This is a genomic window from Ancylomarina longa, assembly GCF_003996985.1.
Taxonomy (GTDB): Bacteria; Bacteroidota; Bacteroidia; order Bacteroidales; family Marinifilaceae; genus Ancylomarina_A; species Ancylomarina_A longa.
In genome coordinates, this window is the sequence record NZ_RJJX01000040.1 from 1 (window position 1) to 11,985 (window position 11,985).

Sequence of the window (11,985 nt, forward strand, 5' to 3'; positions counted from 1 at the left end):
TTACTTTATCGTTGCGAAGTCCTAAAACTTGATGGCAATAGCTATAGAATGGAGAATAGAAAATCAATATTCAATTAATAATTTTTTGTCCTATAAAGTGGTACTTTTTAATTGCGAAAATTTGATACTTTTTTGTTTGCTATTTACAACCACGGTTAATTCAGGCTGAAGGCCTGATAGATTCCAGCCTTTCAGGTATGGGATTAGCTGACTGAAGTGATGCTTTAGTGTGAAATGATTATTCGCGACGGAATAGGAAATCTGTTCAGAGATAGGAGTGCAATGCTTTCGTTCATTTTGCCTTGATGCAAAAAGAACCAAAAAATCAAGAAAAAAATATGCTATCCCCACACTCTGGACATTCTTAACGACTTTTCTGGTTAGCAGAAAAGTCTAAATATCCATTCACCCCACCGCTGGCCCGCATTTTTTTCAGGCCACCGTGCATCCGCACATCAGCAGACTGCTCCATTTCTTCAAAGTTGTCATTGTGAGGCGGAGGCACGGAGCCGTGACAATCTCCAACAAGTTGCACATCCGTTTATTTATGGCGTTCTCCCATTTCAGGGGAGATGTCCGATAGGACAGAGGGGTGCAAATAGTGAATTCCCAAGTAAATATAAAATGCATATACGCATACTATTATGAAACTCAGTTTCAGATTCAAAATTTTACATGCAAGGAAATATGTCTAATTGTCTATTTATCAGCAATTAGGATATTATGAAGAAGGTATATGCAGGGAGAATAATTCATATATCAATCAAAAAAATAGTTAAAACAGTGTGGCCTTTGTTAAAATAATTTTTAAATTCATAGACTCAAATCAAAACATAAATAAGTTTAAGCACATATATGGTTTATCGAATTAAAATAGATAAGGATTGGAGGAAAATAGACGGAGGAAATATCAATTGTCCTCAAAGTCAACAAAATCTAGCTTTAAAGACTAATTGCATGTAACTGTTTTTGCTATTTCACTTAAAGCTTGTATTGGCGAGAGAAAGGCTAATTAGCAATAAGCCGTAAGTGGAATATTATGGTGGAAGTAAGTATGTATAACATAGATCGTAGAAAAGCAAAGAGGAAGGCAGGTCATGCTGCTGGCTAAGGAAAGGAGAAAAGCGCGGATGGATAAGCGCCAAAAATGTATAGAATATCTAGCAGAAGCGTAAATAGGGGAGAGAAGCGGATAAAGAAAAGCCTGGTGGAAAGGACAGATAAAAGGAACGCGGGAAGCTAGTCGTACTGTTACATGTAATGATAAAAGTGGTGAGAGTAATGATAAGGGTGCTGTAGTGTAATGATAGGGGTAGTGTAGTGTAATGATGGGAGTGCTGTAGTGTAATGATAAGAGGCATGTAGTGTAATGATGAGAGTAGTGTAGTGTAATGATAAAAGAGGTGAGTGTAATGATAGGAGTGGTGTAGTGTAATGATAAAAGAGGTGAGCGTAATGATAGGAGTAGTGTAGTGTAATGATAAAAGAGGTGAGCGTAATGATAAGGGTAGTGTAGTGTAATGATAAAAGAGGTGAGTGTAATGATAAGAGCAGTGGAAAGTAAAGAGAACAGACGGGAGTGTAATGATGAGCGTAGTGGAAAGTGAAGCGGAAAGAAAAAAACTAAAGAGAATCAGAAAAAGCGTGAAGCAAAAGAAATTGCGAATACATAGTAGGGGAGTGGAAAGGACAGAGGATTGTAAAGAAAGTGAAGCATAGGGGAAGCGAAAGTATAGTAAGATGTTGGGCGAGTATAGCTATGTATAATGAAATGTAAAGCCAGAATGTGGGAATACAAAAAGTCAGAAACATTATAATATGCGAAATATGCCAATAAGGATTTCGAATATCATGTAGGTAGTTTGAACCTTTAACTCTTATTATGCTTGCTGTTATAGGGGTTTAGCCAGAATAGCAAGTAGTACTAAACCAATTTTTTCTTGTGTTTAAAAATGATATATATGAACACTAATGAAATTAAACAATACCGCCAAATGAAAGATTTGGTGGAGTTTGGAGAACAAAACCAGACTAAATTGGGCGAGGATACTACCTTCACCCAGGTAATAACTACTGTTAATGGTATCAAAACAGAGTTTGATAATTTGATTCCCATGCTAGGAATCAAGAGTAAATCCGAAACCGAAGAAAAGCAGGAATCTCGAAAAAAATTAGAGAAGATATGCTTTAATCTGTCGGGATTGCTTGTTAGCTATGGCAATTTAAAGTCGGTGGAAATTTTTCGTAATATCTCGGGATATACAATTACGAATCTCCGAAAAGTATCTTCGGAGCAAGTACTCTTGTATGCACAGAAATTACAAAGCATATGTGCCGATAATGCCGGGGAAGCCACGCTGGCAGGTGTTGATGAAGTAGCCAGAACTGCCTTGTCTGCGGCAATAGCTGACTTCGATCAAAAGATTAATGATCCACAGGAATTCCGTATACAACATAGGGAGCTGCGGAAAAGTATTAATCAAAAGTTGGAGCAATACACCAATTTGCTTAACAATGTGTTGAAACTGTACATGCGCAGTAAATACGCCGAAAGCGATGCTGCCTTGTATCAGGATTTTCTGAGCAGCATCGAAATACCCGGAAGCATGGTTCGCACAAGAGCCATTCAGGGTACTTTCACCGATACCGTGAACGGAAAACCAATACGCCGCGTTCGGGTAAGTATCGACGGACAAAAACCTCAGGTAAAGGGTGGCGAAAAAGGCGGTTATTTCATTACAAACCTAAGTCCGGGAATGCACGAAATAGCCTTTAGCCGAAGTGCTTACATCACCGTAGTGAAAAAGCTGGTGATACTGCCCGATCAACCTATTGTACTGGATGTTGCATTTACACCAGTGCAAATTGAAGAAGCTAGCATGTCCTAGCCAATCGTAAATGAAAATGCTTTCGCAGCTTATATGTTTTAAGTTTAGGCTGCCGACTAGTTCGGTAGCCTATTTTTATTAGTGTAAATCTTATTTAAAATGATTCTATGATCATAATTTGATAAAAGAGAATGCTATATTAAATTATATATTTAATTTTAGGGGGCTTTTAGAAAACATACTAAATGCGAAAGGGGAGATTAGACTAGGCGATTTCGTACAGATTAACAGCTTAGTGGGAGTAAGGAACGGGTTTGAGATTTATACAGGAAGGTTTGGGGTAGGGAAGTTCTAAAACGACAGAGGTTTACACTCCTGTGAGTAATAAATCTCTTGCAAAAATCAAGAGCTCATTAGATGTGATTTTAACCAATAACAATAAGATTTACAATAATTTACAAAAGATAACAGATAAGTGATATAAGACGCATAGTGTCTTATCTACTTGTTACCTGCAAGGCGAAAAGAGAAAAACCAGACTAAGAATTGAAAGACCTAATTAGATATATTGAAAAGAAACTGAGTGCTATTAAAAGATTTTGTTTTGCCCACGCGCTTCTGCCCTTCGGGACAGTTGGGGAAGCCCACGCACATTGCACACATTTGCAAATCGCACAAGCCGACCCACAAACCAATATTTGCAAAAGAGTGCAATTGCCTAACCCACACAACTAATGAGCGATAATAATATTAGAATCAAAATATTTCCAGCATTAAACGGTGATAGTATTTTACTAGAATTATCCAACAATCTATTCCTTATTGATGGTGGCTACATAAATACATTTAATGAATATTTGTTTGATGAACTAAAAGGGAAATCGGAAGAAGGAAAAAGAATTTCTCATTTAATAGTAACCCATATAGATAGTGACCATATTTCTGGAATAATAAGACTGTTAGAAAAAAACACAAATAGTGAAATAATCAATATTGAAAATATCTGGCATAACTCCTATCGACACATCAAAGACCTATCAGATAATCTAAGTCTGAAGGATTTTGATGGGAAAACAGATTTAACAGCACTATCAGGCAAGTCTTATTTAAAAGAAGTCATTGAAGGTCGACATGAAATAAGTGCCGAACAAGGTTCTGCTCTTAGTGCTCTTATTTTAAAAGGTAAATATAAATGGAATTCTGAGTTTGCTGACAAAGCAGTTTCTATTGATAATCTTGATACAATAACCGTAGATGATAAAACTAGAATAAGAATTCTTTCCCCTAATAACCAAAAGCTTTCAAAGCTTAAAAGACTTTGGAACAAAGAATTATATAAGAAAGGTTATGATGTATCAGAGGATGACTCCAATTATGATGATGCTTTTGAATTTTTAATGGCGCAAGAAAAAGAGAAAAAAGTTCTTGTTAAGAAAGATATTTCTGTCGGTGACATAGATATTGACGAATTAAGTAATCTAGAAATTTTAGAGGATACTTCCGTAACTAATGGTAGTTCCATTTCATTTGTGATTGAAACAGATAATAAGAAATTGCTTTTTTTAGCTGATGCTCACCCCTCGGTAATATTAGAAAGTTTGAAAATGCATTATTCAGGCGAAGAATTCCCAATCGAATTTGACATTATCAAACTATCCCATCATGGAAGTATAACAAATACAAGTAAAGAACTACTTGAAGTAATTGATTCAAAAAATTATGTCATATCTTCCGATGGTAGCAAATTTGGTCATCCAGATATCGAAACAATAGCGCGAATAATAAATCGGAAATCGGCTTTTACACGCAATCTACATTTTAACTACCTTCCAAAATTTATTCATGAAATAAATGACGAAAACTTGAAGGAAAAGTATTTATTTGAGATTTATGTAGCAAAAGAAAAGTCTCCAATAGAAATTGAACTATAATGAAGAGTATAATTACACCAATTCAAATTAAACAATCTATTGTAAAGATTATTTGTGATGAAGAACAAGGAACAGGTTTCTTGATAGCTGAATCACTATTATTAACAGCCTTACATGTTGTCGTAGACTCTTCTCAAATTTCAATCAAATTGTTCGACAATACTGAAGTTTCAGGAGAGCTAATATCAAAAGATGAAAATTTTGATATTGCAATAATTAAAATTGATAAAAAGTGTAATGAATTTTTACCTCTTCAATCCAGAACAATTCGATTTAATGAAAACTGGGAAACAAACGGATTTCCATATTTCGGACAAGCTAATGATTTAAGACTATTCGGGAATGTAAATCAAATTCAAATTAAGGAGAGAAGTGATTTTATACTAAATTCAGAAGAAATTGAAAAGGATTTTGACTACAGTGGTTTTTCTGGTTCCCCTGTAGTTATATCTGATAAAGTTTGTGGTGTAATTTTACAGCAAGAGGATGATAAATTACTGGCAATAAGTATTTCGAAAATTAAAGATTATTTAATCGATAATAATATAGAAGTTGATGAAGAAATAAATGTGTTAGATATTCCTCATGAATTTGAAGATGATATCAAGAGTTCAACTCCAAACTATGAAAACCATGATGCAATTGATAAAACTATTCAGTCATCTAATAAATGGTTCTTGTTATCTGGTTCGCCAGGCTCAGGTAAAACAATAAGTGTTGCCAGTTATTTGCCTGAAGATGAAAATATAGATATTCTTGGCAAATACTTTATTAAAGTTCCAAATGATAAGACTCCCAAGGCTTTAAAAACCTCATACAGATATTTCATTCAATGGTTAGAAGAAATTATTTATCTAAAACTTACAGGAACTCCACCTCCTGTTGACAATAATAGTATTGAAAAGAAATTAGAAAAGTTGCCTTCACTGCTAAACGAGCTTGGGTTATATTATCAGTCGAAGAAGAAAAAAGGACTTATAATTATTGATGGACTTGATGAAATTCCAGAATTGAATGTATTCTTAAATATTATTCCATTAGAATTACCTGATTGTCTTAAAATACTGCTTTCATGCACATCAAAAGAAATTCTACCCTCTGAAATAAAATCAGTTATAACTCAAAATGAAACTATTTTTGCTAAACCTATTAATTTAGGTCAGTGTGAAACATTTATTTTAAAAGAGGTTGGTAAAGATATTATTAGCATTGAAAAAATTCAGGAAATAGCTGTAAAATCTGAAGGTCATCCTCTGTATTTAAGGTATCTAGTCAATTATATTAAAAATCTTAACAAGGATGAATTAAATGATATTGATAATTGGTTAAGTCAGATACCTGCAATTGGCGGAGACATTAGCAAATACTATGATTCATTATGGGATAAAATATATGAAGTGCCTGACAAGCTTTGGATAATCGTAATTCTTTCATGGTTAAGACAATCATTAAAGCAGGAAGACTTAATAAAGGTTCTTCCTGAACCTTATAATTTAAGCTTCTTATCACACTTCAACAACCTAAAATATTTATTAAAAGGAGATAAAGATTTAGAAATATATCATAACTCGTTTAAGGATTATGTCATTCTAAATACAGAACTTTATTCTGTTCAAGCCAATGATTACATTTCTCAGTTTTGCTCTCTAAATATTGACCATATATATTCAATAAACAACCTTCTATATCATCAGACACAAGGCACAAATAAAGAAGATGCGATTACTTACTGTAATCAAGATTGGGCTGATAATTGTGCATTAAATAGTGTTTCGCCAGAATTGGTAATTGGTGATTTAAAAGAAATAATTAATATATCTATTGATTTAAATCAAACAGTTGAAACTATAAGACTGCTCCTTTTATTACAAAGAATTGAATTTAGGTACGATAGTGTATTTGCTGAAAATGCAAATCTGATTGCAAGTGCTTTAATTTCACTAGGTGACTATGAAGCCGCCTTAAAGTATTTGGTTAGAGAAAATACTTTATTAGTTGATAACTATGATGCATTAATGTTTCTCCAATTATTATATGAGAATGAAGCAAATTCTGAAGGACGAATTTTGTTTGACGCAATAAGTAAAAGATATAGAAGAGAAATTAATGAAGGAATGAATTCCAAAGAAGGAATCGGTTACGATACTTTTATGTTGCAATTGAACTCTTTAACATTATCCATGAATGATGATTTTGAAGAAGGATTTCATGGTTTCTCAGGTCTTATGCAAGTTTTAAAAAGACAACAAGATATTGCAGATGAGCAGAATTATAATGAAATGTATGACTCTTTATATACGATAAGAGAATATGCAGCGTCATGGCAAAGTGCTTATGCTCTAAGAAGGTTTGATATTTTTATGGAATCTGAGGCAACAGCTAAAGCCACAGGTATCAAAATAGATGAAAAATGGGCTAAAATGAGAGCATCTTCATTAGTTTTATTTGATGAGATCGCGACTTATAGTTCAGGTGTTTTCGAAAAAACAGATAATTTCTTTTCTGCTATTAGGGATGTAGAAAACTTAATTGAAATATATGGTTTCAATGAAGATAAATCAGAGCTTCAAATACTAATTAATTCGTTAATTGATAATAGCAAAAATAGCAACTTAGTTAAATCGTTAATTTTAAGATATTTGAAGTTTGGCGATGACTTTAACCTAAGAAAAGACAATGGAGTTGACTTGAACTATAAAGATGTCCACGAATTATATTTTAAGTTCAAATTCAAAGGTTATGTAGATGACTCTTCAGATTTACCAAAAGTTCAGAATACCTATGATAGATATAAAAAATGGGAAGACTTTTCATTCGCTGTTTTTAAAAACATTGCATTTTTAGACGGTAAATCTCAGTTATGTAATGCAGAGGAGTTAAAGGAAGAATTGGAATCAACAATCAAGGAATATTTAAAAGTTCTTTCTAAAATAGATTTCTCTTTTGATGAAAGAAGTTTCTGGAATAGAAGTTACAGTTTACCAGAAGCAATTTATCCATTGATTTATTCTAAAGTTACTTGGTATCTAGCACAGTTCAGCCATGTAGAATTGCATAACTTTTTACAATCATTTCAAAGGAAGTCACAAAATCAAGTTGGCTTGTATTCAGAAGGCTTTAGAAAAAGCCTATTCGAAATTATTTCAGGATTAGTCAAAGCAAACTATGAAACAGATGGTATTAAGCAGTTACTTGAAATATGGAGTAAATATGTTATTGACAATATAGAAAACAGGTGGGAAAGAACATCAGACTTATTAAAGATTATTGAGCTGTATGGCTTAATATCAGAAAATGAAAAAGGTATTGAGATGTTCAATGCCATGCTTAAAACATCCATGGGACCAAGTTGGTATAAAGAAGCCCAATTCGATTTATTAAATACGACTATAGATTTATCAAATGGTGAAGATGAACTAAATAAATACTTGAAAGAATTTGCAGCTTTATTGGATTATGCTTCTGGTGAAATGACATTCCAAAGGTATGTGAGGGTTGAAAAAGAAGTTTTTATTGGGAATTTAATTAAAAGTGGTAAAACTAATGTTGCTCTTGATTATTTTAAATCAGAAGTTATTCCATCTCCCCAGCTAATAATAAGAAATGCAGAAAAAAGCACCTTTGATGCTCCACGTATTGGTGATGGTTATTGCCTAGGGGCAAGAAATATCAAAGAACAAAGTGGAGTTTTAAAAATATTAAACGAAATAAAAGTAAAATCATTGTATTTGAAATGGGCATTAGCAGAAATATTTACAATTAATGATGATGTTTTTAGGTATATCCGAGATTTTGGAGACCTTCAAGCCCTATTACTAAAGCATTATGAAGAAACAAATGATGTCAATATTGATAAATTTTATAAATCAGTAGTTCAAATTGCTAGCAGTGAAGAATTGATAGATGATAGAGTTGAATACTTAAATTGTTTCAAAAGTCAAATTTCAGAAAAAGGTATAAAAACGATTCAAGGTTACCTTCTGCAAGAAGATGTTTCTTGGGGGATAGTTACTGATAACAAGAAATCTCAAAAATCAAATGAAGAGAAAAAAAATGATTGTTTTGGAATATTTAATTTCTCATGTCAGAGAAATGAAAAATCTAAGGACATCCTTATAAAAGAAGGTATTCAAGCTTTTAATAAAGAAAGAGTAAATATATGGCTAGGTAATTGGTCAAATAGTAGCAGCATTGCAAAGAGAAACCTGAAACAACTATTTCAGGATGAATTTGACACTTTCAAATATTTAAAAGATTTTATAAATCAGTATTCAAATGATACATGGAGTATTACTTCAAAATTAATATGGTTTTTAGAGGGTAAACTATCTTTAGAAAAAACAGAGGAAATTTATAAAACTATTGCTAAACATTTTTCAATATTGGTCAATCCGGACGATGAAGCTTTTGCAAAATACGAATGGATTGAGGATGAATCAGGAAATAAAACAAATGATGAATTATTAGCTTCATTTCTTATATGGTTTTTAAGCCATCCATATGAAGGCTTCTCAAAACGAGCATTTGATTCTATACAAAATCTTGTTCTTTATGAACCAGAACTTATGATCCCTATTTTAATTAAAGAAGTTAGCTCAAATGAGCCTAAAATTTCATCAGTTAAATGTTCCTTAATTTTGAAGAATATCTCAATTGAAAAACCAGAACTAATTCGTAATATCCTAGAAAATGAAATCAGCTGTTATCAAAGCTTAGTGAATGTTGAACATTTTACGATTAAAAAGAACTTACTGGATGGGGCTATTGGTTTAAATAAAATTGGCTACAATAAACTTTATAATGAAATATATAATAGCATTCCAGAAGCTATTGTATTAGTTGGAGATGTTGCATTGGAAGAAGATTACTTGGATAGTATTTCGTATGAAATTGAGGAGTTCAATGAATTGCGAATTCTAAATAGAAAGTTTTGCGAATCACTTCTTGGAACAATAGTTGAAAAATGCAAACCTCTTTCTATTGATGAATTTAGAAAATCGGATAAATATTTAACAAGAAGTTTTCCAAATGATAATTATTACGATGGTCGGTTTGACGAGATTTTAAATTATGCTCTTAATATTTCTATTACGAGTAGAGTTGACAAGAGTAATTTAAACGAAGTTTATAATATTCTAAATTACTAGCTTATGTATGAACCAAGAGGGAGTTTTAACGATTCAAGATATGAGTTTGAGCAAAAGTTAAATATGCTTGCAGAAAAAATCATTAATAAAAGAATCTCTTTTGCTCAACACACAAGAAAAACAATGAATGGATTGACGGAAGTGAGAAAACTTCCAAATGGAAGAATTGATCTAAACACAGTGGATGAGTCAGTTAGGTCAACGGCTAATATGATTGGTCATTTTGATTTAAATCCAAAAGGTTTTAATAATGAAGAATAATAAATACGGTATGCCGCCACCAAGTAGTAGAGCTGAATTTGAACACAACATTAGTTTGAGTTTTGAAGATGCATTAAGGAAATTAAGCAGCAAACAACTTGATCCTTTTTTTGTACAAAGAACTTTACCACAACTAAAAAGTATTGAGTTTTTTCCGAATGGTCGAATCAATTTTAATAGTGTAGATGAAAGTTTAAGACTTCAAGCAAATATGCAGCATTGGATGGAACTTATGCCTCCACCTGAATTAATAAAGAAAGAAGATAGTGAAAAAGAATAATAGCCAGTTCGAACAGCCAAGCACATTTGCAATTTGCACAAGCCAACGCTCAAATCAGAAATTGCAAAAGAGCTTATCTGCCTGCCACCGCTTTTTTGACGACCCTAAAAACTATTTTTTTCGGGAACAACAGTGCTTCGATTGGGAATTTTTGGAATACGAATGAAATGATAAATAATTGAAAACGAATCAACACTAGTAGCTAACATTTTGTATAAGTAATGGCAGGCGATGTGTTAAATATCAAGGTTTGTAGCCCGCTCAAACTGTGTCGCGGTTTGACAGGAAAGTGCCACGCAGTCGGCTACTATTCTTATACTTACCATTGGCAATCATTAAAAAAAACATAGAGACAATGAAAAAAATAAGCCTAATACTTTTAATATTGATTATAGGGACTAATGTTTATAGTCAAAACTATTTTGAAAACTTTAAGAAATATCAAGCAAGTGGAGATACACTTAGACAGAAAGAGCTTTTAGAAAAATGGAAACAAGAAAAGCCAAACGATTCTGAACTCTATACGAGTTTGTTTAATTACTATTTTCAAAAAAGCAGAAATGAAGTATTAATACTTGCAAGCGGTACACCGCCTAGAGGACAAAAGTATTTGGAATTGAAAGATAGTACAAATCAAGTCGCAGGATTTATTAGTAGTAAAATTGATTATGAAAAATCTAATTTAAAATTAGCGTTTGAAAGTATTGACAAAGGAATTAAGCTCTATCCTAATCGACTTGATATGAGATTTGGAAAAATCTATGTTTTGGGCCAAATAAAAGACTGGCGAAACTTTACCAATGAAATAATTGTGACAGTTGACTATTCTTCAAAAAATAATAATGAGTGGACTTGGACACTTAACGAAAAAAGAAAAGATGGAAAAGATTTCTTTTTAGGTTCATTACAAGATTATCAGATGCAACTTTATAATACAATGGATGATGAGTTATTGCATAATATGAGAGAAATTGCACAAGCTGTCTTAAAATATTATCCAAACCATATTGAAAGCTTATCTAACTCATCAATCACCTTTCTTGTGGAAAAAAAATATGAAAAAGCATTAGTGCCATTAAAGAAAGCTGAAGAAATTAATCCTAAAGACTTCATAGTTCTAAATAATATCGCTTACTGTTACAAAGAAATGAATGATAAAGATTTGGCGATTGAGTATTATGAGAAAGTGGTTAAATATGGAGATAAGCGTGCAATTGAACAAGCTAAAAATGAGATAGAAAAATTGAAATAACGGTTGCCAATAAATAGAACTATGAGCGGTCTGCAAGACCCAGCGATGAGTACATGTTGAACTACCCGGGACAACAATAAATTCGAGGGTTGTGTCCCGCTTCAGCTTTCATGTATCTTGAGAGGAAAGTGCAATGCAATCGTCTACTATTCATACACCAATGTATAAACTATACAAAAGGAAATGAAATTTTAAAAGTAAATTTATGAATCAGAATAGCTTAAAATTTACATTAGTGGTATTCACAGCAAAACTCATCCCAACACGCTGTAAAAATTATAACTAG

Annotated in this window: 6 protein-coding genes; all 6 read left to right on the forward strand. The window is 32.5% G+C overall.

Annotation, left to right across the window (positions count from 1 at the left end):
* The first annotated feature begins 1,961 nt into the window (after window positions 1-1,961).
* The 6 genes from DLK05_RS16035 (at window position 1,962) to DLK05_RS16060 (ending at window position 11,699) form a co-directional block, all read left to right on the forward strand.
* Window positions 1,962-2,888, forward strand: a complete 927-nt coding sequence (locus tag DLK05_RS16035) for a carboxypeptidase-like regulatory domain-containing protein (RefSeq protein WP_209319926.1) — start codon at window positions 1,962-1,964, stop codon at window positions 2,886-2,888.
* A 674-nt stretch (window positions 2,889-3,562) separates the two neighbouring features.
* A complete protein-coding gene (gene avs1a, locus DLK05_RS16040; protein ID WP_127345024.1) occupies window positions 3,563-4,759 on the forward strand; it encodes an AVAST type 1 anti-phage system MBL fold metallo-hydrolase Avs1a in 1,197 nt (398 codons plus the stop codon).
* Window positions 4,759-9,906, forward strand: coding sequence for a S1 family peptidase (locus DLK05_RS16045; RefSeq protein ID WP_127345025.1), 5,148 nt, complete (start codon window positions 4,759-4,761; stop codon window positions 9,904-9,906). The genes avs1a and DLK05_RS16045 overlap by 1 nt, the downstream gene beginning before the upstream one ends.
* A gap of 3 nt (window positions 9,907-9,909) precedes the next feature.
* Window positions 9,910-10,167 carry an AVAST type 1 anti-phage system protein Avs1c gene (gene avs1c / locus DLK05_RS16050; protein WP_127345026.1) on the forward strand — a complete coding sequence of 86 codons (258 nt, stop codon included), beginning with the start codon at window positions 9,910-9,912 and terminating at the stop codon, window positions 10,165-10,167.
* Window positions 10,157-10,447, forward strand: a complete 291-nt coding sequence (locus DLK05_RS16055) for a hypothetical protein (protein WP_127345027.1) — start codon at window positions 10,157-10,159, stop codon at window positions 10,445-10,447. The genes avs1c and DLK05_RS16055 overlap by 11 nt, the downstream gene beginning before the upstream one ends.
* Window positions 10,448-10,802: 355 nt before the next feature.
* On the forward strand, window positions 10,803-11,699 hold the full coding sequence (locus tag DLK05_RS16060) for a tetratricopeptide repeat protein (RefSeq protein WP_127345028.1): 897 nt from the start codon (window positions 10,803-10,805) through the stop codon (window positions 11,697-11,699).
* The last annotated feature ends 286 nt before the right edge of the window (window positions 11,700-11,985 follow it).

Bases quoted from the DNA above. Each gene is read 5' to 3' on its own strand.
- DLK05_RS16035 (WP_209319926.1), top strand. From the start codon at position 1,962: ATGAACACTAATGAAATTAAACAATACCGCCAAATGAAAGATTTGGTG.
- DLK05_RS16055 (WP_127345027.1), top strand. From the start codon at position 10,157: ATGAAGAATAATAAATACGGTATGCCGCCACCAAGTAGTAGAGCTGAA.
- avs1c (WP_127345026.1), top strand. From the start codon at position 9,910: ATGTATGAACCAAGAGGGAGTTTTAACGATTCAAGATATGAGTTTGAG.
- DLK05_RS16045 (WP_127345025.1), top strand. From the start codon at position 4,759: ATGAAGAGTATAATTACACCAATTCAAATTAAACAATCTATTGTAAAG.
- avs1a (WP_127345024.1), top strand. From the start codon at position 3,563: ATGAGCGATAATAATATTAGAATCAAAATATTTCCAGCATTAAACGGT.
- DLK05_RS16060 (WP_127345028.1), top strand. From the start codon at position 10,803: ATGAAAAAAATAAGCCTAATACTTTTAATATTGATTATAGGGACTAAT.